The sequence below is a fragment of the Variovorax sp. DXTD-1 genome (assembly GCF_003984625.1).
Lineage (GTDB): Bacteria > Pseudomonadota > Gammaproteobacteria > Burkholderiales > Burkholderiaceae_C > Variovorax.
Window position 1 is genome coordinate 1 of the sequence record NZ_RWKH01000006.1, and the last position, 26,648, is coordinate 26,648.

General features: G+C 66.3%; 27 protein-coding genes. 21 read left to right on the forward strand and 6 right to left on the reverse strand.

Going from position 1 to position 26,648, the window contains the following annotated elements:
* Nucleotides 1-108: 108 nt before the first annotated feature.
* The 6 genes from aroC to EJI00_RS07010 all read left to right on the forward strand — a co-directional run bounded on the left by aroC (nt 109) and on the right by EJI00_RS07010 (nt 6,712).
* Nucleotides 109-1,233, forward strand: a complete 1,125-nt coding sequence (gene aroC, locus EJI00_RS06985; protein WP_126746750.1) for a chorismate synthase — start codon at nt 109-111, stop codon at nt 1,231-1,233.
* Nucleotides 1,233-2,426 carry an MFS transporter gene (locus EJI00_RS06990; protein WP_126746751.1) on the forward strand — a complete coding sequence of 398 codons (1,194 nt, stop codon included), beginning with the start codon at nt 1,233-1,235 and terminating at the stop codon, nt 2,424-2,426. Before aroC ends, EJI00_RS06990 begins: the two co-directional genes overlap by 1 nt.
* A gap of 280 nt (nt 2,427-2,706) precedes the next feature.
* Nucleotides 2,707-3,711 carry a sugar ABC transporter substrate-binding protein gene (locus EJI00_RS06995; RefSeq protein ID WP_126746752.1) on the forward strand — a complete coding sequence of 335 codons (1,005 nt, stop codon included), beginning with the start codon at nt 2,707-2,709 and terminating at the stop codon, nt 3,709-3,711.
* A 19-nt stretch (nt 3,712-3,730) separates the two neighbouring features.
* Nucleotides 3,731-4,690, forward strand: a complete 960-nt coding sequence (locus EJI00_RS07000; RefSeq protein ID WP_126746753.1) for an ABC transporter permease — start codon at nt 3,731-3,733, stop codon at nt 4,688-4,690.
* Entirely contained in the window at nt 4,690-5,496 is an 807-nt protein-coding gene (locus EJI00_RS07005; RefSeq protein ID WP_126746754.1) for an ATP-binding cassette domain-containing protein, read from the forward strand. Before EJI00_RS07000 ends, EJI00_RS07005 begins: the two co-directional genes overlap by 1 nt.
* Nucleotides 5,489-6,712 (forward strand): ROK family protein, encoded by a 1,224-nt coding sequence (locus EJI00_RS07010; RefSeq protein WP_126746755.1) that lies wholly within the window; start codon nt 5,489-5,491, stop codon nt 6,710-6,712. The genes EJI00_RS07005 and EJI00_RS07010 overlap by 8 nt, the downstream gene beginning before the upstream one ends.
* 13 nt (nt 6,713-6,725) lie before the next feature.
* Here EJI00_RS07010 and EJI00_RS07015 read toward each other — a convergent pair whose 3' ends face one another.
* A complete protein-coding gene (locus EJI00_RS07015; protein ID WP_126746756.1) occupies nt 6,726-7,214 on the reverse strand; it encodes a hypothetical protein in 489 nt (162 codons plus the stop codon).
* Between the two features lie 189 nt (nt 7,215-7,403).
* On the opposite strand from EJI00_RS07015, the gene EJI00_RS07020 reads away from it, so the two are divergent.
* Nucleotides 7,404-8,054, forward strand: coding sequence for a hypothetical protein (locus EJI00_RS07020; protein ID WP_126746757.1), 651 nt, complete (start codon nt 7,404-7,406; stop codon nt 8,052-8,054).
* Nucleotides 8,055-8,084: 30 nt separating this feature from the next.
* On the opposite strand, the gene EJI00_RS07025 is transcribed toward EJI00_RS07020, so the two are convergent.
* On the reverse strand, nt 8,085-9,095 hold the full coding sequence (locus EJI00_RS07025) for a Bug family tripartite tricarboxylate transporter substrate binding protein (protein ID WP_126746758.1): 1,011 nt from the start codon (nt 9,093-9,095) through the stop codon (nt 8,085-8,087).
* Nucleotides 9,096-9,164: 69 nt separating this feature from the next.
* Nucleotides 9,165-9,959, reverse strand: a complete 795-nt coding sequence (locus EJI00_RS07030; RefSeq protein WP_126746759.1) for an IclR family transcriptional regulator C-terminal domain-containing protein — start codon at nt 9,957-9,959, stop codon at nt 9,165-9,167.
* Nucleotides 9,960-10,159: 200 nt separating this feature from the next.
* On the opposite strand from EJI00_RS07030, the gene EJI00_RS07035 reads away from it, so the two are divergent.
* The 12 genes from EJI00_RS07035 (at nt 10,160) to EJI00_RS07090 (ending at nt 22,861) form a co-directional block, all read left to right on the forward strand.
* Nucleotides 10,160-11,083 (forward strand): shikimate dehydrogenase family protein, encoded by a 924-nt coding sequence (locus EJI00_RS07035; RefSeq protein WP_126746760.1) that lies wholly within the window; start codon nt 10,160-10,162, stop codon nt 11,081-11,083.
* A 55-nt stretch (nt 11,084-11,138) separates the two neighbouring features.
* Nucleotides 11,139-11,741 (forward strand): TRAP transporter small permease, encoded by a 603-nt coding sequence (locus EJI00_RS07040; RefSeq protein WP_126746761.1) that lies wholly within the window; start codon nt 11,139-11,141, stop codon nt 11,739-11,741.
* A gap of 1 nt (nt 11,742) precedes the next feature.
* A complete protein-coding gene (locus tag EJI00_RS07045; RefSeq protein WP_126746762.1) occupies nt 11,743-13,023 on the forward strand; it encodes a TRAP transporter large permease subunit in 1,281 nt (426 codons plus the stop codon).
* A 52-nt stretch (nt 13,024-13,075) separates the two neighbouring features.
* Nucleotides 13,076-14,080, forward strand: coding sequence for a TRAP transporter substrate-binding protein (locus tag EJI00_RS07050; RefSeq protein WP_126746763.1), 1,005 nt, complete (start codon nt 13,076-13,078; stop codon nt 14,078-14,080).
* A 28-nt stretch (nt 14,081-14,108) separates the two neighbouring features.
* The gene (locus EJI00_RS07055) at nt 14,109-14,942 is read left to right on the forward strand and encodes a shikimate dehydrogenase family protein (RefSeq protein WP_126746940.1); all 834 of its coding nucleotides are present in this window, start codon (nt 14,109-14,111) and stop codon (nt 14,940-14,942) included.
* A 99-nt stretch (nt 14,943-15,041) separates the two neighbouring features.
* Complete coding sequence (pcaB, locus tag EJI00_RS07060; RefSeq protein WP_126746764.1) at nt 15,042-16,253, forward strand: 3-carboxy-cis,cis-muconate cycloisomerase; 1,212 nt, start codon at nt 15,042-15,044, stop codon at nt 16,251-16,253.
* The gene (locus EJI00_RS07065; RefSeq protein ID WP_126746765.1) at nt 16,250-16,678 is read left to right on the forward strand and encodes a carboxymuconolactone decarboxylase family protein; all 429 of its coding nucleotides are present in this window, start codon (nt 16,250-16,252) and stop codon (nt 16,676-16,678) included. The genes pcaB and EJI00_RS07065 overlap by 4 nt, the downstream gene beginning before the upstream one ends.
* Nucleotides 16,675-17,898, forward strand: a complete 1,224-nt coding sequence (locus EJI00_RS07070) for a multidrug effflux MFS transporter (RefSeq protein ID WP_126746766.1) — start codon at nt 16,675-16,677, stop codon at nt 17,896-17,898. The genes EJI00_RS07065 and EJI00_RS07070 overlap by 4 nt, the downstream gene beginning before the upstream one ends.
* On the forward strand, nt 17,895-18,659 hold the full coding sequence (locus EJI00_RS07075; RefSeq protein WP_126746767.1) for an alpha/beta fold hydrolase: 765 nt from the start codon (nt 17,895-17,897) through the stop codon (nt 18,657-18,659). The genes EJI00_RS07070 and EJI00_RS07075 overlap by 4 nt, the downstream gene beginning before the upstream one ends.
* Nucleotides 18,660-18,801: 142 nt before the next feature.
* Nucleotides 18,802-20,700: a bifunctional sugar phosphate isomerase/epimerase/4-hydroxyphenylpyruvate dioxygenase family protein gene (locus EJI00_RS07080; RefSeq protein WP_126746768.1), complete on the forward strand. Its 1,899-nt coding sequence runs from the start codon at nt 18,802-18,804 to the stop codon at nt 20,698-20,700.
* A gap of 29 nt (nt 20,701-20,729) precedes the next feature.
* Nucleotides 20,730-22,139, forward strand: a complete 1,410-nt coding sequence (locus tag EJI00_RS07085; RefSeq protein WP_126746769.1) for an MFS transporter — start codon at nt 20,730-20,732, stop codon at nt 22,137-22,139.
* Between the two features lie 38 nt (nt 22,140-22,177).
* Nucleotides 22,178-22,861 (forward strand): DsbA family oxidoreductase, encoded by a 684-nt coding sequence (locus EJI00_RS07090; RefSeq protein WP_126746770.1) that lies wholly within the window; start codon nt 22,178-22,180, stop codon nt 22,859-22,861.
* On the opposite strand, the gene EJI00_RS07095 is transcribed toward EJI00_RS07090, so the two are convergent.
* Nucleotides 22,851-23,783 carry a LysR family transcriptional regulator gene (locus EJI00_RS07095; RefSeq protein ID WP_126746771.1) on the reverse strand — a complete coding sequence of 311 codons (933 nt, stop codon included), beginning with the start codon at nt 23,781-23,783 and terminating at the stop codon, nt 22,851-22,853. The genes EJI00_RS07090 and EJI00_RS07095 overlap by 11 nt on opposite strands.
* 149 nt (nt 23,784-23,932) lie before the next feature.
* Here EJI00_RS07095 and EJI00_RS07100 point away from each other — a divergent pair, with 149 nt between their 5' ends.
* Nucleotides 23,933-24,328: a RidA family protein gene (locus tag EJI00_RS07100; RefSeq protein WP_126746772.1), complete on the forward strand. Its 396-nt coding sequence runs from the start codon at nt 23,933-23,935 to the stop codon at nt 24,326-24,328.
* 30 nt (nt 24,329-24,358) lie between these two features.
* On the opposite strand, the gene EJI00_RS07105 is transcribed toward EJI00_RS07100, so the two are convergent.
* The gene (locus EJI00_RS07105; protein ID WP_126746773.1) at nt 24,359-24,955 is read right to left on the reverse strand and encodes an NAD(P)H-dependent oxidoreductase; all 597 of its coding nucleotides are present in this window, start codon (nt 24,953-24,955) and stop codon (nt 24,359-24,361) included.
* Nucleotides 24,956-25,052: 97 nt separating this feature from the next.
* On the opposite strand from EJI00_RS07105, the gene EJI00_RS07110 reads away from it, so the two are divergent.
* Nucleotides 25,053-25,724: a TetR/AcrR family transcriptional regulator gene (locus tag EJI00_RS07110; protein ID WP_126746774.1), complete on the forward strand. Its 672-nt coding sequence runs from the start codon at nt 25,053-25,055 to the stop codon at nt 25,722-25,724.
* Here the strand turns inward: EJI00_RS07110 and EJI00_RS07115 are convergent.
* Nucleotides 25,721-26,596: a LysR family transcriptional regulator gene (locus tag EJI00_RS07115; protein WP_126746775.1), complete on the reverse strand. Its 876-nt coding sequence runs from the start codon at nt 26,594-26,596 to the stop codon at nt 25,721-25,723. The genes EJI00_RS07110 and EJI00_RS07115 overlap by 4 nt on opposite strands.
* Nucleotides 26,597-26,648: the final 52 nt, after the last annotated feature.

Here is a 26,648-nt window from a genome sequence, read left to right on the forward strand (position 1 = left end):
CGGTTGTGCAATGGGCCATCGAACATAAGACTGCGGCCCTGTTGCCAAATTCTTCATGGAAAACACGACTGACTGAGTGGCCGCCGCTTTGTAGGGATAATCCCAGCCATGAGCGGCAACACATTCGGAACTCTCTTCGCGGTCACCAATTTCGGCGAGTCGCACGGCCCGGCCATCGGCTGCGTGATCGACGGCTGCCCGCCGGGCATGGAACTGAGCGAGGCCGACATCCAGGGCGACCTCGACCGCCGGCGCCCCGGCACCAGCCGCCACGTTACCCAGCGCAACGAGCCCGACGCGGTGCAGATTCTTTCCGGCGTGTACGAAGGCAAGACCACCGGCACCCCGATTGCGCTGCTGATCCAGAACACCGACCAGCGCAGCAAGGACTACGGCCAGATCGCCCAGCAGTTCCGCCCCGGCCATGCCGACTTCACCTACTGGAAGAAGTACGGCATCCGCGATCCACGCGGCGGCGGACGTTCTTCGGCGCGTCTCACGGCGCCCATGGTGGCGGCCGGCGCGGTTGCCAAGAAATGGCTGGCCGAAAAATACGGCATGGTGTTTCGCGGCTGCATGACGCAGATCGGCGAAATTGCCATTCCGTTCGAGAACTGGGACCACGTGCCCAACAACCCCTTCTTCGCGCCGATTGCCGACGTGAGCGAGCTCGAGTCGTACATGGATCGCCTGCGCAAGGCCGGCGATTCGTGCGGCGCGCGCATCCGCGTGACGGCGACCAACGTGCCCGTCGGCCTTGGCGAGCCGCTGTTCGACAAGCTCGACGCCGAGATTGCCTACGCAATGATGGGCATCAACGCGGTGAAGGCGGTCGAGATCGGCGCCGGCTTCGAGAGCATCACCCAGCGCGGCACCACGCATGGCGACTCGATCACGCCGACCGGGTTTGTCACCAACAACGCGGGCGGCATTCTCGGCGGCATCAGTTCGGGGCAAGACCTCGAAGTGAGCATCGCGATCAAGCCCACCAGCTCGATCATCAGCCCGCGCCAGTCCATCGACATTCACAACAACCCGGTCGAGGTGGTCACCAAGGGCCGCCATGACCCGTGCGTCGGCATTCGTGCCACGCCCATCGCCGAAGCCATGCTCGCGCTGGTGGTCATGGAGCATGTGCTGCGCAACCGTGCGCAGTGCGGCGACGTGCAGCAGCAGCAAAAGGCCGAAGCCGACAAGACCGAAGCTGCCTCGCCGCAGGCGTCTTTCCTCTAGTGTCCGCCCCGCCACCAGTGGCCGCCGGACGCGGCCACCTGTTGGCGTTTGCTGGTCTGTCGGCCAGCTATTTCGCGCACATCGGTTTCTTCAACCCCTACCTGCCGCTGTGGCTGCAGGACCTGGGGCTGCCGATCTTCACGATCAGCCTGCTGGCTTCCGTGCAGTCGATCACCCGCGTGTTCGCGCCCTACGCATGGGGCGCGCTCAGCGACCACACCGGCCACCGCGTGATGCTGCTGCGCTTCAGTGCCGCGGTGGCGCTGGCCAGTTCGTTCGGGCTCTGGTGGAGTGGCGGCGCGTGGTGGCTGGCGCTGGTGCTGCTGGTGATGTTCACCCACACCAGCTCGATGATGTCGCTCACCGAGGCCGCCATGGCGCAGCTCGTGGCCGGCGACTGGGGGCGCTACGGGCGCATTCGCCTGTGCGGCTCGGCTGGCTTTTTGGTGACGGTGTTCTTTGCAGGCGAGTGGTTCGAGCGCTTCGGCATGAAGCACTTTCCGGCCTGGGCGGCGGGCACGTTGGCCGTCGTGCTGATTGCGACCATGAAGCTGCCGGACATCCGCGAGCCGGTGGCTGCCCATGATGCGGTGAAGGAGCCCATCGGCCCGGTGCTGCGCATTCCGGCGGTGCGGTGGTTCTTTGCGGCGCTGTTCTTCCAGGTGATGTCGCACTTTTCGGTGTACGCATTTTTCTCGCTGTACCTCGATTCGCTCGGCTACGGCAAGAGCGTCATCGGCCTGCTGTGGGCGCTCTCGGTGGTGGCCGAGATCGTCTGGTTCTTTCTGCAGGGGCGGCTCATCGGCCTCTTGCCCATGCCGCGCTGGATGCTGGTGTGCGGCATTGCCGCCGTGGCGCGGCTGGGCCTCACGGCCGGGCTGGGCGGCTCCATCGCGGCGCTCGTCATTGCGCAGTGGCTGCATGCGCTGAGTTTTGCGGCGCACCACACTACCTGCATTGCCGTGGTGTCGCGCCGCTTCCCCGGCCGGCTGCGCGGGCGGGGGCAGGCGCTGTTCACGGTGATCGGCTACGGCTTTGGTGGTGTGTTGGGCGTGCTGCTCGGCGGCGCGGTGGCGCAGGAGCTTGGCTACCGCACCATGTTCGCGCTGGCGGCCTTGCTGGCGGTGGTGGGCAGCCTGTGCGCCTGGCGGGTGATTAGGCTCGAACGGCTGGAGCGCGGGGCCAGGGTGTGAGTCCGCCGACAGCTTCTTTGGCCGCATCGGCGAAATGCGGGCGCCGGCCCAATCGCTCACCGCACGCAAAGCAGCCCGATCAAGCCCGGCCGCGCCGAGCACTTCTTCCTTGCGAAGTATCCACCGTTCAACCTTCGGGTTTCCCATAACTAAATCCACTTGATTTAGTCCCTTCGCTGTTCGATAGTCTCCCTGCGCCCGGATGCCACACGCCTTCCACGGCCCGCATCCGGATCCCAAGACCGCAGGCGCATCGCCGCCTGACCACGGAGACACACACATGCTCAGCTCCCGCTCCATCCTGGCCCTGGCGGCCATGTCCCTGGCTGCTTCGTCCGCCGCCTTTGCCGCCGACCAGCCGGTCATCGGCCTTGTCACCAAGACCGAGACCAATCCCTTCTTCGTCAAGATGAAAGAGGGCGCGCAGGAAGAGGCCAAGAAGCTCGGCGCCAAGCTCCTTTCGGGCGCGGGCAAGGCCGACGGCGACAACGCGGGCCAGATCACGGCCATGGAAAACATGATTGCCGCGGGTGCCAAGACCATCCTCATCACGCCGAGCGACGCCAAGGCCATCGTGCCGGCGATCAAGAAGGCGCGCGACAAGGGCGTGATGGTGATTGCGCTCGACAGCCCGGCCGATCCGCCGGAGGCGACCGATGCGCTCTTTGCCACCAACAACTACACGGCCGGCGTTCTGATCGGCGAATACGCCAAGGCCGCGATGGCCGGCAAGCCGGCGAAGATCGTCGCGCTCGACCTGCTGCCGGGCCACCCGGTGGGCGCGCAGCGGCACAACGGTTTCATGAAGGGCTTCGGCCTGCAGGCGAACGACGCCAAGTCGAACGAGTTGTCGAAGGCACCTGAAATCGTGTGCATGGCCGACAGCTTCGGCGACCAGGCCAAGGCGCAGACGGCAATGGAAAACTGCCTGCAGAGGGCGCCCGACGTGAACCTGGTCTACACCATCAACGAGCCCGCGGCGGCCGGTGCCTACAACGCACTGAAGCGCGCGGGCAAGGAGAAGGGCGTGATGATCGTCTCGGTGGACGGCGGTTGCCAGGGCATCAAGGACACCAACGCCGGCATCATCGCGGCCACTTCGCAGCAGTACCCGCTCAAGATGGCGGCCATGGGCGTGGCGGCGGGCGTGGAGTTTGCCAAGACGGGCAAGAAGGCCTCGGGCTATGTGGACACGGGCGTGACCCTCATTGCCGGCAAGAGCGTGCCGGGCGTCGACAGCAAGGACACCAAGACCGGCGCCGAGCTGTGCTGGGGCAAGAAGTAATCAAGGCCCGGAGCACCTGATGGCGAAATCTCCGACGCACCACATTCCGTGGGGCGCCCTGGGGCCGTGGCTGGCCCTGCTTGGCGCATGCATCTTCTTTGCGACGCAGTCCGACCGCTTCCTGACGGGCGGCAACCTCTCGCTGATCATGCAGCAGGTGATGGTGGTCGGCGTGATCGCCATCGGCCAGACGCTGATCATTCTCACAGCGGGCATCGACCTGTCGTGCGGCATGGTGATGGCGCTGGGCAGCATCATCATGACCAAGTTCGCCACCGAACTCGGCCTGCCGGTGCCGGTGGCCATCTTGTGCGGCATTGGCGTGACCACGTTGTTCGGTCTGCTCAACGGCTTGCTGGTCACGCGCATCAAGCTGCCGCCGTTCATCGTGACGCTGGGTACGCTGAACATCGCGTTCGCGATCACGCAGCTGTACTCGTCCTCACAGACCATCACCGACCTGCCCGCCGGCCTCACGGGGCTTGGCACCACGTTTGCCATCGGCAACACCGAGGTGGCGTGGGGCGTTGTGCTGATGGTGGTGCTGTATGCGCTCGCATGGTTCGTATTGCGCGAGACGGCCGCGGGCCGGCACATCTATGCGGTGGGCAACAACGCCGAGGCGACGCGCCTGGTCGGCATTCCCACGCAGCGGGTTCTGCTGGGCGTGTACGTGGCCGCGGGCGTGCTCTACGGCATTGCCTCGCTGCTGTCGGTGGCGCGCACCGGCGTGGGCGACCCGAACGCGGGGCAGACCGAGAACCTCGACGCGATCACGGCCGTGGTGCTCGGCGGCACCAGCCTGTTCGGCGGGCGCGGCATCGTGCTGGGCTCGCTCATCGGCGTGCTCATCGTCGGCGTGTTCCGCAACGGGCTGACGCTCATGGGCGTCTCGTCGATCTACCAGGTGCTGGTAACGGGCGTGCTGGTGATTCTTGCGGTGGCGGCCGATCAACTCTCGCGCCGGGGAGCACGCTGATGAATGCCGTGGCCAATCCTCAATCCGCCAAGGTCGTGATGCAGGCCAAGGGCCTGGTCAAGCGCTACGGCCAGGTGACGGCGCTCGACGGGGTCGACTTCGAGCTTCGCGAAGGAGAAATCCTCGCGGTGATCGGCGACAACGGCGCGGGCAAGTCTTCGCTCATCAAGGCGCTCTCGGGCGCGGTGGTGCCGGACGAAGGCGAGATCCTGCTTGACGGTGCGCCGGTGCATTTTCGCAACCCGCTCGACGCGCGCCGCGCGGGCATCGAAACGGTTTACCAGGACCTGGCCGTGGCCCCCGCCATGACCATCTACGAAAACCTCTTTCTCGGCCGCGAGCTGCGCCGCCCGGGCTTCATGGGCAACGTGCTGCGCATGCTCGACAAGAAAAAGATGCTGCAGGAAAGCGCCGCGCGCATGGCAGACCTGAAGGTCGGCATCCAGTCGATGACGCAGGCGGTCGAAACGCTTTCTGGCGGACAGCGCCAGTGCGTGGCCGTGGCGCGCAGTGCAGCCTTCGCGCGGCATGTGGTCATCATGGACGAGCCCACCGCCGCACTCGGCGTGAAGGAGGGCAACATGGTGCTCGAGCTGATCCGCCGCGTGCGCGACCGCGGCCTGCCCGTGGTGCTCATCAGCCACAACATGCCGCATGTGTTCGAGGTGGCCGACCGCATCCACGTGGCGCGGCTCGGCAAGCGCGCGGCGGTGCTCAACCCGAAGAACATCAGCATGAGCGACACGGTGGCCGTGATGACCGGCGCCATGACGGCCGACCAACTGCCCGCGGAGGCGCATGCCTGATGCAGAAGCCGCCATGCGCCCGCCCGACCTGTTGCGCCCGCGCGGCTCCAACCAGGTGGGCATGCGCCAGTTCAACGAGCGCGTGGTGCTGCAGGCCCTGCGCGTTCACACCAGCCTGCCGAAGGCCGACCTCGCGCGGCTGACCGGGCTGAGCGCGCAGACCATCGGGCTCATTACCGCCCGGCTCGAGGAAGACCAGCTCATCGTGAAGCAGGGCCGCGTGCGCGGCCGCATCGGACAGCCGTCGGTGCCGCTGGCGCTGAACCCGGACGGCGCCTTTGCCATCGGCATCAAGGTGGGACGGCGCGGCGCCGAATGGTTGCTGATCGACTTTGCCGCACAGGTGCGCGAACGGCATGCCATGGGTTACGACTTTCCGGATGCGCAGGCGCTGCTGCCCGCCATTGCCGAGCACATCCATCGCCTGCGCGACGGGCTCGGGCCGCTGGCTGTGCGCAACGTGGGCGTGGGGCTGGCCGCGCCTTTCCTGCTTGGCGGCTGGCACCGCACGCTGGGCCTGTCGAAGGCGCAGTCGGACGAGTGGAACCAGATGGACCTGCTGGCCGAGGTGAGGGCGCGCACCGATGTGCCGGTGAGCTTTGCGCGCGACACGGTGGCCGCCTGCGTGGCCGAACTGGTCGGCGGGCGCGGTCACGACCTGAAGAGCTTCTTGTACATCTTCGTCGACACCTTCGTGGGTGGCGGGCTGGTCATCGATTCGCACCTGCACACCGGCGCGCACGGCAATGCGGGAGCATTGGCCTCGTTGCCGATGCAATCGGTGCGGCCCGGTGGCGCGCTGCCGCCGCAGGTCATGGCCGAGGCTTCGCTCTGGGAGCTGGAGCAGCGGCTGCAGGCGCAAGGGCTGGACACCACTGCCGCGTATGACGACCGTGCGCTGCAGGCGCCGCATGCCGCGGTCACGCAGGCGTGGCTGGGCTCTGCTTCGCTGGCCTTGGCCCATGCCATCGTGAGCAGCACGGCGGTGCTCGACCTGGCCGATGTGGTGATGGACGGTTCGATGTCACGCTCGCTGCTGCAGGCGCTGCTCGAACAGACGCGCGCGGCGCTGGCCCGGTGCAACTGGGAAGGGCTCTGGCCGCCGCAGCTGCATGGGGGCAGGCTGGGCGCGCAGGCCTGTGCGCTGGGTGGGGCCATGCTGCCGTTGCACGCCAATTTCGCGCCCGACCACGACGTGTTCCTGAAGGCGGCCTAGGGGCTTGCGCAGCTCACAAGCTTGCGGATGCGTGCACGCCGCGCGGCAGCCGCAACGTGCTCGCTTGCGCGCCTTCGGGGCAAGGTCCATCGGAATAGCTTGCTTCGCCTTCGGGCATGACGCACTTGTGCACCTCGACCACGGCCGGTGCGGCCTTGGCGGGCGCCCCCGCCGGAGCGACTACAGGGGGCCCGAAGTTCGCGTTTGCGAGCGGCGCATAAGCGGGCGCGTAAGGGGACATGGGCATGACCGGTTCAGGGGACGAGCGGGCCACTTCACTCGGCAACGCCCGCGAGCCGGCGGCGGGCTCGACATGCGCCGGCATAACTGCAGGTGCCAACCCGGGCGCGCGTGCGGCGCTCTCTTGAACCAGGTCTTTCAAGGTGACATAGAAAAGCGACACCGCTACCAGAGCCACACCCAGGCAAGGCGCCCAGTAACGGCTGGAGCCTTGCGCAATATCCGGTTGCCCGGTCTTGCCGATCGTCTGTTCGAGGCCCATGGCTGAAGTTCCTTGTGAGTGTTCAGCGGTTCTACTGGCCGCAGCCGGTCCCCCTTGTAGGCCTGCGCCATGCGCCACGACGGAATACGCCTCGAAAACGCCGCGGAGAAAGTCGCTTGGACGGTTTCGGATGGGCCGAGACGAGAGTTTCGATAATGCAGTTCGTTAGCAGAGAACCGAACCGCAAAAATGAGTGCCGCAGATTTCCTCTTCGCCCCCGAAGTACAAAAGCTACTGATGGTTGCCTACGCGGCGCCCGGCCAACCGTTTTCTTCCAGTGAGCTGGCCAAGCGTTCGAAACTCGACCCGGACGATGCGGGGCGCACGCTGGAGCACCTTGTCGGCAGCGGCATCCTGAAGCGAAACAAGCCGAAGGCGGGCGAGGCCGAGACCATCTCGGTCGACCGCACGTTCATCTTCCACGACGAGTTGCGCAACATTGCGCTCAAGTCTTTTGCCGCAGCCGAACCGGTCCGCGCCATGCTGCGCAGCAGGTTCAAGGACTCGGTCATGCGCGCCTTCATCCTGCAAGAGGACAAGGACGGCACCCTGGAGCTCCTCGTCGTGCACGGCCAGCTGATGCCCGATGAATCCGCCATGAAGGCTGCGTGCCAGAAGCTGTCGAAGAACATCCACCGCCATCTGAAGATGCATGTCATCTCGAGCGCGAAGTTCAACAGCCTCACGCCGCGCGACTCGCTTGCGTCGAAGCTGGCGGCACCGGGCGCGCTCGAAATCATTGCGCTCGGAGATACGAAGGCTCAACCGCCCGTCGAGAAGGTCGGCCTTCTGCAAAGCGCGAAGAAGAAGCTCGCAACGCTGGCGCGCCCTTCGGCGTAAGTGCGCAGCGCGAGGCCGTCCAGGCGCGGCTCAGTCCGGCTTGATGTTGGCCCTTGCAATCACCTTTTGCCAACGCGCCTGTTCGGCCGCAATGAACTGCGCGAACTGTTCGGGCGTGCCGCCGATGGCTTCGGCCGCATCGCCCGTCAGCCGCTGCATGGAGTCGGGCGATTTCACGGCCTTCATCGTCTCGGCGGAGAGCTTGGCCAGTTGCGCGGCCTCGATGCTGGCCGGCGCGAGCATGCCGTACCACTGCGTCATCTCGAAGCCCGGAAAGCCTTGCTCGGCCACCGTGCCCACGTCAGGCAATTGCGGCAGGCGCTTGGCCGAACCCGTGGCAATGCAACGCACCTTGCCGCTCTTGATGAACGGAAGAATGGCCGCCGCCCCGATGGCCGAGGCATCGAGGCGCCCCGAGAGCAGGTCGGTCACCATGGGGCCGGTGCCGCGGTAGGGCACATGCAGCATGAAGACGTTGGCCGTCATCTTGAGGTACTCGAAAGCCAGGTGGCCCGCGCTGCCGTTGCCCGCCGACCCGTAGCTCAGCTTGCCCGGCTTCGACTTGGCGTAGGCGATGAACTCCTTCAGGTTCTGCGCCGGTACGTCGGGGTGCACCACGTACAGGCTGGGCACCTTGGCCAGCAGGCTCACGGGCTTGAAATCCTTGTTCGCGTCGTAGGGCAGCTTGGCAAAGATGTAGGGGTTGACCGCGAGCGTGCCGATGTGCCCGAGGATCAAGGTGTGCTGGTCGGTGGCACGCGCCACTTCGCTCATGGCAATGTTGCCGGCGGCGCCGGGCTTGTTGTCGACGAACACGCTTTGCCCCAGCGTGCGCGAAAGTTCGGCGGCTGTGGAGCGCGCCACGATTTCCGAACTGCCGCCTGGCGCAAAAGGCACCACGAAGCGGATCGACTTGCTGGGCCAGGTGGCCTGGGCGGAGGTCATCGAAGGCAGCAGCCCGCCAAGCGCCAGCGCGCCGCCGCCTTGCAGCCATTGGCGGCGCGTGGACTGTTGGTCGTTCAGGAGGAAGTTGTCGGACATGAATTTGTCTCCGTTGCTTTTGTGTGAGGGGAGCATCTTGCCCGACGAGTGTGGTCGCAAATTGCCCGGTCAGATCAGGTTGCGCATGGCCTGCGCCGTCTCGCGCAGCACCGGCAGCACGCGCGCCACCGCGTCTTCGGAGCTTTCGTGACCCATGGGCATGGTGATGTTGAGCGCGCCCAGCAGCATGCCGTGCCGGTCGCGCAGCGGCACCGCAATGCCGCGCGAGTTCAGGTCGAGCTGCTGCTCCGACAATGCCCAGCCTTGTGCGCGGATGCGCGCCAGCTCGAGCTTCATGCGCTCCTTGCTTGCGATGGTGTGCGAGGTGAACACCTGCAGCTCACGCGTGGCGAGCCATTCGGCCAACTCGGCGTCGCCGCGCAGCGCCAGCATCAGCATGCCCGCGGCCGTCACCTGCGCCGGCACGCGCGCGCCGAGCACGTAGCCCGTGCTCATGCTTCGGTTGGGGCCGTTGCGCGCGATGTAGACGACCTCGTCACCGTCCATCACGCTGAGGTAGGCGATCTCGTTCGTGCCGGCGGCCACGCGCTGCAGAAACGGCTGGACGATGCGCGGCAGCCGCGCCGAGTCGAGGTACGACTGCCCCAGCCGCAGCACGCGCGGCGTGAGCCAAAAGAGCTTGCCGTCGCTGGCCACATAGCCCATGTGCTGCAGCGTCAGCAGGTAGCGGCGCGCAGCCGTGCGGGTCATGCCGGTGCGCTCGCCGGCCTGGCTGGCGGTCAGGCGAGGGTGGGCGTCGTCGAAGGCTTCGATGATGTTCACGCCGCGCTCCAGGCCGGCGATCCAGTCGCGCTTGTCGAGCCCGGGCGGCGCGGGGGAAAGGTCGGTGAGATCGGTGCTCATGGTGCGGGAGTTTGCCGTGCCGGCGGCGCTGCCGCGCTCCCCTCTCATCGGGATTAACCCTGTTTTTGTGCGATGAACGAACGCATCAAGACGATAGTCGTGCATTTCTGGTGCGAAGGGAGACGGGTTTGCGGGCCAAGGTGGATAAAGTGCGCCCTGGCGATGGCTTTGGAGCGATTGCCGCACAAAAGAGGCAAGACATGACCACCTCCATCACCGGCAGCACTTTGGCGTACCTGATCCCCGGCGACCCCGTGCGCAACGTGCGCCTGCCGAAGATGTTCAACGCCGTGTTCGAGCGCTTCGGCATCGACGCGGTGCTGGTGCCCATGCAGGTGCCGCTGCGCGACTTTGCGGTGTTCCTCAAGTCGGCGTTCCTGGCCCGCAACGTGCGCGGCATGGTTATTGCGCCGCCGCACAAGCCGCTGGCGGTCGATTTGCTCGATGGGTGCGGCCTGTTCGGGCGGGTGGCGGGCTCGGTCAACGTGGTGCGCCGCATCGAGAACAACGAACTCGAGGGCGACCTGTTCGACGGCGAGGGCCTGCTGGGCGCGCTCGATCATTTCAACATTCCGTTCCGCGGCAAGCGGGTGCTGATCCTCGGCGCCGGCGTGAGCGCGGCGGCCATCGGCGTTGCGCTGGCCGAAGGCGGCACCGTCGATGGCGCGGAGCACATCGCCCTGTACGACACCTCGGCCGGCAAGGCGGCCGGCGTGGCGGCCAAGCTCGATGCGTTCTTCGATGCCAACGTGGTGGCGGTCGACAGCAATGCACCCGAGGGCTACGACCTGGTCATCAATGCCACTTCGCAAGGGTTGGAAGAAGCCGACGCCCTGCCGGTCGACGTTGCGCGCATGGAGCCCCACGCCGCGCTGTTCGACATCTTGCTGCGCAACCAGCCGACACCGCTGGTGCGCGCCGCGCGTGCCCGCGGCCTCAACGCGCAGGCCGGCTTCGAAATGCTGATCCAGCAGATGCCGCACTACTTCGCGTACTTCGGCCATGCCGAGGCGGCGCAGGGCCTGCGCAAGGACGCGGATTTTCTGCGCGAGATCATCTATCCGCCCGCCATGCATGCGGAGATTGCCGCCCCTCTGCGCTATCGCTCCGACAACGTCGCCTGAAGGTGCTTGCGGCGCGGCGCCGAGCGGAACAATTTCAACAAGAGGCAAAAGAACAATGACAAGAATCTTCTCGTGGTACTGCCGCGGGCTCGAAGGGCTCATGGCGCTGATGCTGGCCATCATGGTGCTGATGGTGTTCGGCAACGTGGTTCTGCGCTATGGCTTCAACTCGGGCATTACCGTGTCGGAAGAGGTGTCGCGCTGGCTCTTCGTCTGGATGACCTTTCTGGGTGCCATCGTCGCGGTGCGCGAGCACGGCCACCTGGGCACCGACATGCTGATCTCGAAGCTGCCCACCTGGGGCAAGAAGCTGTGCCTGTATCTGTCGCACGGGTTGATGCTGTTCGCCTCGTACCTGCTGCTCACGGGCAGCTGGCAGCAGACGCTCATCAACTGGGACGTGAGCGCACCTACCACCGGTGCCTCGGTCGGCATCTTCTATTTTGTCGGCGTGGTGTTCGGCGTCTCGGCCATCGTGTTCCTGCTGTACGACCTATGGCGTGCAGTGACCGGAAAGCTCAGTGACGCCGAACTGGTCATGGTGCATGAGTCGGAAGAGCAGGGCGACATCGACCGCATCAACGCCGAGCTCGCGCGGCGCGATGCCGAAGAGGCCTCTGCTGGCCTCCGCGGCGGCAGCGGCGCACGAGGCAACTGACATGACGATCGCCATCTTCCTCGGTGCCCTGCTGGGTGCCATGGCCATCGGCGTGCCGATCGCCTATTCGCTGCTGCTGTGCGGCGTTGCGCTGATGTGGCACCTCGACCTGTTCGATGCGCAGATCCTCGCGCAGAACGTGATCAACGGCGCCGACAGCTTTCCGCTCCTGGCCGTGCCCTTCTTCATGTTGGCCGGCGAGGCCATGAACCAGGGCGGCCTGTCGCGGCGCATCGTGAACCTGGCGCTGGCGGTGGTGGGGCACGTGCGCGGCGGGCTCGGCTATGTGGCCATCGTCGCGGCCTGCATCCTCTCGGCGCTGTCGGGCTCCGCGGTGGCCGATGCGGCCGCGCTCTCGGCGCTGCTGATCCCGATGATGGTGGCTGCGGGGCACGACAAGGCGCGCTCGGGCGGCCTGATCGCGGCCTCCGGCGTGATCGGCCCGATCATTCCACCCTCTATCGGATTCGTGATCTTCGGTGTGGCCGCCAACGTGTCGATCTCCAAGCTGTTCCTGGCGGGCATCTTCCCGGGCATCTTGATCGGCGCCTCGCTCTGGTTCACGTGGTGGTGGCTGGTGCGCAAGGAAAAGGTGCTGCCGCCGCCGCGCAAGTCCAGAGGCGAGATGCTCACCGCGCTGCGCGAAGCGACCTGGGCGCTGCTGCTGCCGCTGATCATCCTCGTAGGCTTGCGCTTCGGCATCTTCACGCCCACGGAGGCGGCCGTGGTGGCCGCGGTCTACGCGATCTTCGTGGCCACGGTGGTCTACCGCGAGCTCAAGCCGTCGCAGTTCTACGCCATGTTCGTGTCGGCCGCCAAGACCAGCGCGATCGTGATGTTCCTGGTTGCGGCGGCCATGGTTTCGGCCTGGCTCATCACCGTGGGCGACCTGCCGGCCAAGCTGGTGGCGCTGCTCGAGCCGCTGATCGCAAGCCCGATGCTGCTGATGATCGTGATCATGGTGCTGGTGATGGCGGTGGGCACCGCAATGGACATGACGCCCACCATCCTGATCCTCACGCCGGTGCTGATGCCGGTGGTCAAGGCCGCGGGCATCGACCCGATCTACTTCGGCGTGCTGTTCATCATCAACAACTCGATCGGCCTGATCACGCCGCCGGTAGGCACCGTGCTCAACGTGGTGGCCGGCGTCGGGCGCATGAAGATGGATGAGCTCACGCGCGGCGTGTGGCCCTTTGCGCTCGCGGAGTTCGGAATGATGTTCCTGATGGTCATGTTCCCGCAGCTCGTGATCTGGCCGGCCCGGCTGCTGAGCGGCTGAGCTTCCTTCCCGCTATTCGCTTTCTTATTTCAACCCCGAGGAGACTTTCACCATGAACAAATTTTTCAGCAAGACGCTGGTCGCCCTGGTCGCGGTCGCTGCCATGGGCGGCGCCGCCGCCCAGGTGAAGGAACGCACGCTCAAGTTCGCGTTCCAGAACCAGACCGGCCATCCGCAGGCACAGGGTGCGCAGAAGTTCGCAGACCTCGTTGCCGAGAAGTCGGGCAAGAAGATCACCGTCAAGCTCTTTCCGGGCGGCACGCTCGGCGGCGACCTGCAGACCGTTTCGGCCATGCAGGGCGGCACCATCGAGATGACGGTGCTCAACGCCGGCATCCTGACCGCGCAGGTGAAGGAATTTGCCGCCTACGACTTCCCGTTCCTGTTCAACAACGCGCAGGAAGCCGACGCGGTGACCGACGGCCCCTTCGGCCAGAAGATGCTCGCCAAGCTGGACGAGAAGAACCTGCACGGCCTCGGCTACTGGGACCTGGGCTTCCGCAACCTGACCAACAGCAAGCGCCCGATCGCCAAGGCCGAGGACATCGCGGGCCTGAAGATCCGCGTGATCCAGTCGCCGATCTACATCGACCTGTTCAACACGCTCGGCGCCAACGCCACGCCGATGCCCTTCCCCGAGCTGTATTCGGCGCTGGACCAGAAGGCGGTCGACGGCCAGGAGAACCCCAACACCGTGATCGCATCGTCGAAGTTCGCCGAGGTGCAGAAGCACATCACGCAAACGCGCCACATCTACAACCCGCAGGCGCTGCTCATCAGCAAGAAGGCCTGGGACAGCATGAGCGCCGAGGAGAAGAAGATCATCGGCGACGCCGCTGCCGAAGCCACCAAGTTCCAGCGCGAGGCGTCCCGCGCCGCGGCCGATACCGCGCTCGACACGCTCAAGAAGGCCGGCATGACCGTGACCGAACTTCCGCCGGCCGAAATGGCCAAGTTGCGCGACAAGGTCAAGCCGGTGATCGACAAGTACACGGCCACCGTGGGCGAGGCGACGGTGAAGGAACTGATGGCCGAGATCGCAAAGGTCCGCAAGTAAGTTCAACCACAGGCGAATGAAGGACAGCATGATCACCGGCAAGACCACCCTCGTCGCGCACCTGGGCTTTCCCACCGAGAGCTTCAAGGCGCCGATGATCTACAACCCCTGGTTCGAGAAGCAGGGCATCGACGCGGTCGTGGTGCCGATGGGCGTGAAGCCAGAGGACTACCCCGCGGCCTTTGCCGCGCTGTTCCGGCTGACCAACATCCGGGGTGCGCTGGTGACCATGCCGCACAAGATCACGACGATGGGCCTGGTCGACGAGGTCACGCCGACCGCGAAGATCGCCGGGGCCTGCAACGCAGTGCTCAAGCGCGCCGACGGCAAGCTGGTGGGCGACCAGTTCGACGGCGCGGGTTTTGTGCGCGGCGTTCTGCGCAAGGGCTGCGCGCTCGAGGGCGCGCGCGTGCTGGTCTCGGGAAGCGGCGGTGTCGGTTCGGCCATTGCGGCGTCGCTGGCCGCCGCTGGCGTCGCGCAGATTGCGCTCTTCGATGCCCACGCCCCGTCGGCCGATGCGCTTGCCGGACGGCTGCGCACGCACTATCCCTCGCTTGCCGTTTCCACGGGCTCGGACGACCCGGCCGGTTTCGACGTGGTCGTCAACGCCACGCCGCTCGGCATGAAGGAAGGCGATGCGCTGCCTTTCGACGTCGACCGCATCGCGCCTTCGACCTTCGTCGGCGAGGTGGTCATGAAGTCCGAATACACGCCGCTGCTGCGCGCCGCGCTGGACAAGGGTTGCGCGGTGCAGGTCGGCACCGACATGCTGTTCGAGATGATTCCCGCGTACCTCGAGTTCTTCGGCTTTGGCACCGCCACGGCCGACGAACTGCGCGCCGAGGCGAAGATCAGCTACTGAGTTGCGACCGACGCAAACGCCTACGGGCCACGGGCGGGGTGCAAACGCGGTGTAATCCCGGTTCGCCCGCCCGATTTTTTGATGCAAGAGGCGTTCACCATGAGTATTTTCGAAGGCTTTCTTTCCACTTCCGAAACACTTTCAGCCTTCAGCGATCGCAATTTCGTCGACGCCATGCTGCGCTTCGAGGCGGCGCTCACCCGAGCGCAGGCCGCCGTCGGGCTGGTGCCTGAATCGGCCGCGCATTCGATTGTCGGCAGCTGCAAGGTCGAGCTGTTCGACGTGGCGAAGATCGTGCGCGACAGCGGCCGCGCGGGCAGCGTTGCAATTCCGCTGGTCAAGGCACTGAAAGAGGCCGTGGGCCTGTTCAACGCGGAGGCCGTGCCCTTCGTGCATTTCGGCAGCACCAGCCAGGACGTGATCGACACGGCCATGGCATTGGTCACGCGCGAGAGCATGGCGCTCATCGAGAAAGACCTCGATCGCGCCATCGATGCGCTGCTCCAGCATGCCGCGCAGCACGCCGCCACGCCGATTCTTGCGCGCACCCTGATGCAGCCGGCCTCGGTCACCAGCTTCGGCCTCAAGTGCGCGGGCTGGGCCGCGCCGCTGGTGCGCAGCCGCGTGCGCTTGCGCACCGCCGCGCGCCATGCCCTGAACGTGCAGCTCGGCGGAGCCGTCGGCACGCTCTCGCAGATGAAGGGGCAGGGCCCGGCCGTGGTGCAGCGCGTGGCGGACGAGCTCGGCCTCGGCAACGCCGGCGCCACGTGGCACACGCAGCGTGACGAATGGGTCGCGCTCGGTTGCGAGCTGGGCCTGCTCACCGGCAGCCTGGGCAAGATCGCGCGCGACATCTCGCTCATGGGCCAGTACGAAGTCGGCGAGGTGGCCGAACCCACCGAGCCTGGCCGTGGCGGCTCTTCGGCGATGCCGCACAAGCGCAACCCCGTGGCCTCGATGGTGGCGCTGGCTGCGGCGCAGCGTGCACCGCAGCGCGTGGCCGCACTGCTGGCCGCCATGCCGCAGGAACACGAGCGCGCTCTCGGCGGCTGGCAGGCCGAGCTGGCCGAATGGCCGCAACTGCTGATGTCCGCGCACGGCAGCGCGCGTGCGCTGGCCGGTGCGCTGCCGGGCCTGCAGATCGACGCGGCGCGCATGCGCGCCAACATCGATGCCCTGCGCTCGGAGCTGCCGCGCGAAGCGGCGGACGAATGGTTCAGCCCGGCCCTCGCCGGCCCGGCGGGCGAAACCGCGCTGCGCCAGGTGGCGGCGCTGCGTGACCAACTGACTGCGAAAGACATCTCCCGATGACCGATCCGAAAAGCACACCTCCCGCCGGCGACTACGAAGCGGGCCTCGTCAATCGCCGGCGCGTGCTCGGCGATGCCTGGGTCGACAAGTCGCTGGCCAACCGCAACGAGTTCAACGCCGAGTTCCAGGAGCTCATCACGCGCCACGCGTGGAACGACATCTGGGGCCGGCCCGCGCTGGGCGACAAGACGCGCCGCTACATGGTGCTGTCGATGATGCTGGGCATCCATGCGTATGAAGAATTTGCCATGCACGTGCGCGCGGCGCTCGACGGTCCGCCCGAATCGCGCCTGACGCCGGAGGACATCAAGGAAGTCATCATGATGGCGGCCATCTACTGCGGCGTGCCGGTGGCCAACCATGCCTTCGGCATTGCGACCGGCATCTTGCGGGAGAAGGGCCTGCTGGCAGCAGCCCCGCAGTGACCGGGCCCACGGATATTCGCAAGAGCCGTTTCGACGTCGGCTTTGGCTTGCTGCTGCCGCTGCTCCTGGCGGCCCAGCCTGTGGCCACCGACAGCTACCTGCCGGCGTTGCCCGCCATCGCCAAGGAACTGGGCTCGGCCAGCACCAGCCTCACGCTCTTCGTGCTGGCCTTCGGTTTTGCGCAGTTGCTGTGCGGGCCGCTGGCCGATCGCTTCGGACGCCGGCCGGTGCTTCTGGCGGGGCTTGGCTGCTACGTGATTGCGGCGCTCGGCGGCGCCTTTGCGGGCAGCGTGGCGGTGCTTGCGGGCTGGCGCACGCTGCAGGGCTTTTCGATGGCGGCCATTCTGGTTTGTGCGCGCGCCGCGGTGCGCGACCTGTATCCCGCGCACGAGGGGCCGCACGTCATGGCGCGCGGGCTCACCGGGCTGGGCGTGGTGGGGCTGCTCGCACCGCTGGTGGGCGCGTGGCTGGTGCAGGGGGCCGGCTGGCGCTGGGTGATGGCGTCGATGTCGCTCTACGCGCTGGTGCTCTTTGCGCTCTGCTGGCGTTCGTTCGGCGAAACGCGTCGGCCGTTGGCGGGCGACGTTTCCGCGCCGCGCGGCAGTGCACGCGCCGTGTTCGCGAGCCGCAGCTTTCGCGCCTGGGCTTCGGTGGCCGCAACCACCTACGGCGGCCTGTTCTGCTTTCTGCTGCTGTCGCCAATGGTCTACATCGGCTACCTGGGCTGGTCGCCCGCGATGTACGGCTGGATTCCGGCGGGCGGTTCGCTGGTCTACATCTTCAGCACCACGACGTGCCGGCGCCTGCTGCGCAAATACGGGCCCGTGCACACCGTTCAGCTTGGCGCTACCCTGAGCATTGCCGGGGCAACGATCCAGGCGCTGGGCTGCTGGCTGGCGCCGCACAGCGCGGTGCCGCTGCTTGTGGGCCACGCCGTCTATTGCCTTGGCCACGGCATCCACCAGCCTTGCGGCCAGGCCGGGGCGGTGGGCGACTTGCCGCACCTGGCGGGCCGCGCCGTGTCGTGGTCGGGCTTCGGCATGATGATGGTTGCATTCAGCGTCGGGCAAATTGCGGCACAGTTTGTCGACACCGGTTACTCGAACGGCGCCTGGCCGATGGTCGTGCCGATGCTGCTCGCGGGCTGCGGGTTGCTGGCCATCGCGTTCCTCTGGCTGCCGCGTCTTCAACACCCGATGAAAGAAAAGGAATCAACATGACCCGTTTGAACGTCGTTCGCGAAGGCAGCGGCCCCTTCGTCGTGCTGAGCCATGCGCTGGGCTGCGACCTGCACATGTGGGACGGCGTGGCCGAGCAGCTTGCGCGCGGCCACACCGTCATCCGCTACGACCACCGCAACCATGGTGGCTCCGAGGTGGTGCCGGGCGCGCTGCGCATCGAAACACTGGCGCAGGACGTGGCCGAGCTCATCCAGCGTGAGACGGGCGGAGAGCCGGTGCACTTCGTCGGCCTTTCGATGGGCGGCATGACGGCGCAGGCGCTGGCGGTGCGGCACCCCGAGTTGCTGCGCAGCGTGGTCATTGCGAATTCGTCGGCCCACTACCCCGACCAGTCGCCGTGGCGCGCACGCGTTGAAACGGTGGCCGCCAAAGGCGTGGAGGCCATTGCGCCGGGCGCCGTGTCGCGCTGGCTGACGCACGGCTATGTCACCACGCAAGAAGGCAAGGCGGCCGCGCAGGCGCTGAACGAGGTGCTGGTGCGCACCGACGCGCAGGCCTACATCGAGAGCTGCAACGCGGTGGCCGCCATCGATTTTCGCGAGAGCAACCGCCGCGTCGCGGTGCCCACGCTGGTCATTGCCGGCTTGCAGGACGAGGCCACGCCCCTGGCCATGTCCGAAGCCATGGTGGCCGCCATTCCAGGGGCGCGGCTGGCCACCATCGATGCGGCGCACCTGAGCGCAGTGGAGCGGCCGGTCGAATTTACGCAGCTGCTGATCGATTACTGGCGCAGTCTCTGATAAGCCGGCAACCGGGCAGAGCGGGTTCGCCTAGGTCTAACCCCTATTTCGTGCGAATACTGCACGCAAGCGTTCGATTATCGAACCAGAGCTGACCGCGAAGCATTGTGGGCAGGGCGCCGACTTCCTAAAGTCGGTCCCCATGCACCGCTCCATTGCCACCGTTTCTCTCAGCGGCACGCTTCGCCAGAAGCTCGAAGCCGTTTCGGCCGCGGGCTTCGGCGGCATCGAACTGTTCGAGAGCGACTTCGTCAACTTCAAGGGCAGCGCCGGCGAGCTCGGCCGCATTGCCGCCGACCTTGGCCTGTCGATCGACCTGTACCAGCCGTTCCGTGATTTCGAGGGCATGCCCGAGGCGCAGTTCCGGCGCAGCCTGGAGCGCGCCGAACGCAAGTTCGACCTGATGGAGGCGATGGGCGCGCCCATGATGCTGTGCTGCTCGAACACATCGCCGCTCGCCATCGATGACCCGGCGCTTGCCGCGGCCCAGCTGCACGAACTCGCGGAGCGCGCCGCACGCCGCAACCTGCGCGTGGGTTTCGAGGCCTTGGCCTGGGGCCGGTTCACCTCGCTCTACGGCCAGGCCTGGAACATCGTGCGCGAGGCCGATCATCCGAACCTCGGCTTGATCCTGGACAGCTTTCACACGCTCTCGCTGAAGGACGATCCCGCGGGCATCGCCCGCATTCCAGGCGACAAGATCTTCTTTCTGCAGATGGCCGACGCGCCGTTGCTTTCGATGGACGTGCTGCAGTGGGCCCGCCATCACCGTTCGTTTCCGGGGCAGGGCGACCTTGCCGTGGTCGGGTTCTTCGAGCAGGTGCTGCGCGCGGGCTACACGGGGCCGCTGTCGCTCGAGATCTTCAACGACATCTTCCGCGAGACACCCAACCGCCGCACCGCGGTGGATGCGATGCGCTCGCTGCTGTATCTCGAAAGCGAGGCGCAGCAGCGCCTTGCAGCGGCGGCCGATACCGCGGCTGTGCCTGTGCCGCTGCAGCGCGTCGAGCTTTTCAATCCGCCGCCCGTGCCGGCGCTGTCGGGCCTGTCGTTCATCGAGTTCGCGGCCGACGAAAGCTCGGCCGGCATGCTCGGCGCGCTGCTTGGGCAACTCGGCTTCCGCCGCGTCGGCCGGCATCGCTCGAAGGCCGTGGTGCTGTACCGCCAGGGCGAGATCAACCTGATCGTCAATGCGCAGCCGGATTCGTTCGCGCGCAGCCGCTTCGACGCGCACGGCACCTCGGTGTGCGCGCTGGGCGTGCGCTGCGCCGACCCTCTCGCAGCGGTCGATCGCGCCACCGCCATGCGCTCGCAACGCCACGACAGCCCCGTCGGCCCCAATGAACTCCGCGTGCCGGCCATCGTGGCGCCGGGCGGCAACCTCATCCACTTCGTGTCGGAGGCGTTGGGTGCCAACGGCCTGTACGAAGCGGATTTCATCCTCGAAGAAGACGCAGACGACGCCGGCGGCGCAGGCCTGACGCAGATCGACCACGTGGCCCTTGGCCTGGCGGTGGACCAGCTCGACACCTGGGTGCTGTTCACACGCGCGGTGCTGGGGCTCGAGCCCGGCGAAAGCCTGGAGCTGGCCGATCCGTTCGGGCTCATTCGAAGCCGCGGCGTGGCCGATGCGGCGCGGAGCGTGCGGCTGGTGCTCAACGTGTCGCTGAGCCAGCGCACCCGCACCGCGCGCACGCTGAGCGTGACGGGCGGCGGCGCGGTGCACCACATTGCCTTGCGGTGCGAAGACATCTTCGAAAGCGTGGAGCGGCTGCGCACCGCCGGCACGCGCTTCGTGCCCATTTCGGGCAACTACTACGACGACCTGGCGACGCGCATCGACCTCGACCCGGCGCTCTTGGCGCGCATGCGTGCGGCGGGCGTGCTGTTCGATCGATCGCCCGCGGGCGACTACCTGCACATCTACACCGAGAGCATCGAAGGCGGGCTCTTCTTCGAACTGGCACAGCGCACCGCGGGCTACGACGCCTACGGTGCCCTCAATGCACCCGCGCGCATGGCATCGCAGGCGCAGGAATAAGTTTCTTCTAGTCAACCCGGAGACAAACCATGGCAAACACCACGGCCCAAGAGCCGAAAGGCAGGCACCAGTCGAAGAAGGCCACCGCCAGCGGCTGGATCGGCTCGGCGCTGGAGTACTACGACTTCTTCATCTACGCCACGGCGGCGGCGCTGATCTTTCCGCAGATATTCTTTCCCAAGGGCGACCCGCAGATCGCGATCATCGCGTCGCTTGCGACCTACGGCGTGGGTTATGTTGCGCGGCCGATCGGTGCACTGCTGCTGGGCCACTGGGGCGACACGCACGGCCGCAAGACCGTGCTGATTCTGTGCATGTTCCTGATGGGCTTTTCGACCATTGCCGTCGGCCTGCTGCCGACGTATGACCAGGTTGGCCTGTGGGCGCCCGCCATGCTGGTGGTGCTGCGGCTCATCCAAGGCTTTGCGGTGGCCGGCGAAATTTCAGGCGCGAGCTCGATGATCCTGGAGCACGCGCCGTTCGGGCGCCGCGGCTTCTTCGCGAGCTTCACGCTGCAGGGCGTGCAGGCCGGCCAGATCATGGCGGCCGCAGTGTTCCTGCCGCTCGCGCACTACATGGACAAGGACGCCTTCAACGCCTGGGGCTGGCGCATTCCGTTCCTGCTGAGCTTCATCGTCATCGTGGCCGGCTACATCATCCGCAAGGAAGTGGACGAGACCCCGGCCTTCGCCGAAGTGGAGAAGAGCGCAACCGTGCCCAAGGCACCGGTCATCCAGGCCGTGACCGAGAGCTGGGGCGACATGTTGCGCGTGCTGCTGTGCTCGCTGATGAACGTGATTCCGGTGGTTGCCACCATCTTCGGCGCCGCCTATGCGGTGCAGCCGGGCTACGGCATCAACTTCGAGAAAGACATCTACCTCTGGATTCCGGTGATGGGCAACATCCTGGCCGTGATCGTGATCCCGTTCGTGGGCAATTTGTCGGACAAGGTCGGCCGCCGCCTGCCGATCGTCGTCGGCGCCCTTGGTTCGGGCCTGCTGTCGTTCGGCTACCTGTACGCCATCAGCATCCACAACGTGCCGCTGGCCATCGTGTTGTCGCTCTTGATGTGGGGCGTGGTCTACCAGGGCTACAACGCCGTGTTCCCGAGCTTCTATCCGGAGATGTTCCCCACGCGCACCCGCGTCTCGGGCATGGCGATTTCGCAGAACATCGGCACCGCCATCACGGCGCTGCTGCCGGCGCTGTTCGTGGCGGTGGCGCCCCCCGGTGCCGCCAACATCCCGCTCACCGTGGGTGCCATCACGCTGGCGATCTGCGCCATTGCCGCTGTCTCGGCCTGGAGTGCCCGCGAAACCTACCGCGTGCATATGAACGACCTGGGCAAGCGCGACGCAGTTCCGGTCGACAAGTCTGAATACGACCGGCTGCGCGAACAGACGCTGCTGAACGCACGCATGGCCAAGGCAACCGCCTGAAGACCTTGCGCGCACCAAGGGAGTCGGCGCCATGAAGAATGGCGGCCATGACCTCCCATCTGAAGATCGATTTTGTTTCCGACGTCTCTTGCCCCTGGTGCGCCGTCGGCCTGGGTTCGCTCGAGGCGGCGCTCCGGCGCCTGGCGCCGGACGTCACGGCCGAGCTGCATTTCCAGCCCTTCGAGCTGAACCCGCAGATGCCGGCCGAAGGCCAGGACACCGTCGAGCACCTGAACCAGAAATACGGTTCCACGCGCGAGCAGCAAGCGCAGTCGCGCGAGATGATTCGCCAGCGCGGGGCCGAGGTGGGCTTCGAGTTCAGCCCCGAAGGCCGCCCCCGCGTCTACAACACCTTCAACGCCCACCGGCTGCTGCACTGGGCCGAGCTCGAAAGCCCGGCCAAGCAGGCGGCGCTGAAGAAGCTGCTGCTCAAGGCTTACTTCACCGACAGCCAAAACCCGTCGGATCCCGAGGTGTTGGTGCGCGCGGCCACCGAGGCCGGGCTCGATGCGGCGCGTGCGCGCGAAATCCTGGCGAGCGACGAGTACGCAAACGAAACCCGCGAGCGCAAACGCATGTACACCGATGCCGGCATCCATTCGGTGCCCGCGATCATCATCAACGATCACCACCTGATTTCGGGCGGGCAGCCGGTCGAGGTGTTCGAGCGGGCGCTGCGTCAGATCGCGGGTGCGCAGCCGAGCACCGTCGTCACGGCCTGAGCTGGCGCCGGGCTTCGACAGGCGCGTGCTGCGCCATCAGCTCGGCGATCCAATCGATGAACACGCGCAGCTTGGCGCTGACATGCCGGTTCGGCGGAAACGCCACATACAACGGCATCGAATCGAGCTGCCAGCCATCGAAAAGCCGCACCAGCTCGCCGCTCGCCAAGTGCCCCTTGGCCATGTAGTCCGGCAGCCAGAGAATCCCCAGCCCGGCAAGCCCCGCCGCGAGGTAGGCATTGCCGTCGTCCACCGACAGCACATAGCGGCCCTGCACCTCGATGCGCTCTTCGCCCAGCCGCATGGCGTACGGAAAGGTCTTGCCGCTGCGCGACCACAAGAAGCCCACGATGCGGTGGTGCGTGTCTTCCAGCTCGCGCGGGTGCGGCGGCGTGCCGGCAAGTTCCAGGTAGCGCGGGGCCGCATAGACGCCCAGCCGCAGGTCGCCCACGCGGCGCGCCATCAGCGACCTGTCGGTGAGCTCGCCGCCGCGCACGACGCAGTCCACGTTGTCGCCGATCACATCCACCATGCGGTCGCTCACGCCCATGTCGAGCTGGATGTCGGGGTAGCGGGCATGGAACGCCGGCAGTGCCGGCACCAGGATCATGCGGGCCAGCGGGCTTGGAACGTCCACCCGCAAGTGGCCGCGCGGCAACGCCGAGGCGCTCGAGAGGCTGGTTTCCGCGTCGTCCATGTCGGCCAGCAGGCGCACCACGCGCTCGTAGTAGGCGGCACCATCGGCCGTGACGCTGAGCTTGCGCGTGGTGCGGTTGAGCAGCTTCACGCGCAGCCTTGCTTCCAACTGCTGCACCAGCTGCGTCACGGTGGTCTTGCTCATGTTCAGCGTGTCGGCCGCTTTGGTAAAGCTGCCTGCTTCCACCACGCGCGCGAATGCGTGCATCGCATCGAAGCGGTCCATGTCTGTTCCTGCTGGTTCGAAGATTGTTTGAGTTTGCCAAACAATGATTGTTGGCTTTGCCTGTTTATCCGATGAGCCCGGATCCCTAAAGTCGCTTGATCGTGATGACGGGCCGGCGACGGCTCATTCGAGAAAAGAGAAAGCAATCCATGGCTCAACGCGACGTCGTTTTTCCGCCCGGGCACCAGGCGCTCTATGAAAAGAACCGCTATTCGCCGGCCGTCCGGTCCAACGGCTTCCTGTTCGTTTCAGGCCAGGTAGGCAGCCGCCCCGACGGCTCGCCGGAACCCGACCTGGAGGCGCAGGTACGGCTTGCCTTCGAGAACCTCAACGCCATCCTGGCGGCCGCGGGCTGTACGTTCGACGACGTGGTCGATGCGACCGTCTTCGTCGTCGACCCCGAAGCGAATTTCGAAAAGATCTGGAAAGTGGTGCCGGAGTACTGGGGCAGTGCGCCGCACCCGACGCTCACCGGCATAGGCGTGACGTGGCTCTATGGCTTCAAGTTCGAGATCAAGGTGATTGCGAAGCTTCCTGAAGCCTGATGCGATGGCCAGGACTCCCTGGCTTTCAGCTCAAGCGGCAACGGCCGAGAAAAGCCCGCGCCCCAGGTCGCGCGCGGCTTCCAGTTGAACGGTGCGGTCCGGCCGGTCGGATTCGAGCAGGAACTCCGACGTCACCACGCGTGCGCCGCAGTAGCCGAAGATGCCATGGTCGATCTGCGTCTTCATCGCATCGAAGTAGCCATGCCGGTCGTAGGTTCCAGGGTCGGCGCCGCCAATGGCGACGAGGTGCACCGGCAAGTGGCCGAGGCGCTTGACGAGCTTGCCGTCGCGCTCGTCGTAGGCCCATCCGTTCGCGAATACGCGGTCGATCCAGCCCTTGAGCAGCCCCGGGAAGGACCACCAGTACACCGGATACACCAGCACAAGCGCGTCGGCGCGGTCGATTCTTTGCTGTTCACGCGTCACGTCGGTGTCGGGCGGCGCCTGCTTCCTGTGGGCGGCATGGTCGCCCGCGGAAAAGCGCGGGTCGAAACCCTCTGCTGCAAGGTCGGCAATTTCCGCCGTGTGGCCGTCGTCGGCCAAGGCGACGCCTTCCGCGAGCTTGCGCCCGACGTGGTGGGTGAGCGATTCCGGATTGGGGTGGGCGACAACGATGAGCGCATGCATGCGTGACATTCCTTTCGTGCTTCTTGAGGTTGAAGAGGGCTGCTACAGTAGCAACCTACGTTTAGTATATTGAATAACCTACCTTTGGTACATAACCATGCCCAAGCACGGGGTTAAAGAGGCACGCGCCACATCAACGGATGCCGATGAGCCCAAGCGCCGCCGCCTCTCGCGGCAGGACCGCTACCGCCAGCTCATCGAAGTGGCGTGGCGCATCGTGCGCGAATCGGGCACCGACGCCTTGACTCTCGGATCGCTCGCGGAGCAGGCGGGCATCGCCAAGCCGGTGGTGTATGACCATTTCGCGACCCGCAATGGCCTGCTGGCCGCGCTCTACGGCGAGTTCGACATGCAGCAGAACGCGCTGATCGATGCCGCGATCGAGAACAGCGAACCGACCCTCGCCGGACGGGCATCCGTGATTGCCGGCTCGTATGTCGATTGCGTGCTCGCGCAGGGGCGCGAGTTGCCCGGCGTGAGCGCCGCGCTGGCGGGCTCGCCTGAACTCGAGAGCCTCAAGCGCGAATCGGAAGCGGCCTTTCTGCAGAAGTGCCGCGCGCTGCTGGCACCGTTTGCCCCCGGCAAGGACATCGGCGTGGCCGGACTGCGCGCCATGCTGGGAGCGGCCGAAGCCCTGTCGTATGCGGCAGCCATGGACGAGATTTCCGCATCGCAGGCCAAGGAGGAACTGCTCGAGACGATCCTGGGAATGGTGTCGCGGCAGAAGCAGCCGGCCTCGCGCCGCGCCGCGAGCCGACCGGTCTCCTAGCCGTTCAGCACGAGCGATTCCTGCGGATATTGCTCGCACATGAAGTCGACGAACGCGCGCACCTTCGGCGCGGGAAGCCGCCTGGATGTATGCAGCACCCAGAGCGCCACCTCCGGACCCGACACCACGCCCCACTGAACCAGCTCTCCGCGCGTCAGCTGGCTCCATGCGATGGACTGCGGCATGAGGGCGGCGCCTGCGCCCGCGACCGCCGCATCGCGGATCATCAGGAACGAGGAAAGCCTCAGCCTCGGAATCGGCTCGATCACAAGGCGCCCGTCGTCGAGCGTCCAGTTCCCGCCTTGAAAGTTGGTTGAAACGATGCCGGGAACGGCGCTGACCTTGCCTGGCTTTGGCGCCGGCACGGAAGGCGCGGCCACCACCACCAGCCGGTCCTTGGCGAAGCACCGGCCCACCAGGCTGCTGTCGGGGCTCGGATTGATGCGGATCGCGGCGTCGAATTGCTCTTCGATGAGGTCGACCAGCCGATCGTCCGCCACCACCTCGCACGTCACCTCGGGGTAGGCCGCGCAGAACCCGGCCGAAATGCGGCCCATCGCAAGCTGGGAGAACAGCACCGGCGAGGCGATGCGCAAGCGTCCGCGCGGTACCGACAAGCCTTCGCGTGCGGAAGTCATCGCGTCGGCCACCTCGTGCATCGGCCCTTCGGTGCGGTCCATCAACAACTGTCCAGCTTCCGTGAGCTTGAGCCCGCGGGCGCTGCGCTCGATGAGCCGCACGCCGAGCTGCTCTTCCAGGTCCGCAATGCGCCGGGACAGCGTGGCCTTCGATCTGCCGCTGGCGCGGCTTGCTTTTCCGAGGCCGCCGTTCGTTGCGACGAGCGCGAAGTCGCTCAGTGCGTTCAGGTCCATAGTGTTTCGAAATTGAGACGAGGTGTCTTTATTTTCGGGTCTTCGTTTTATC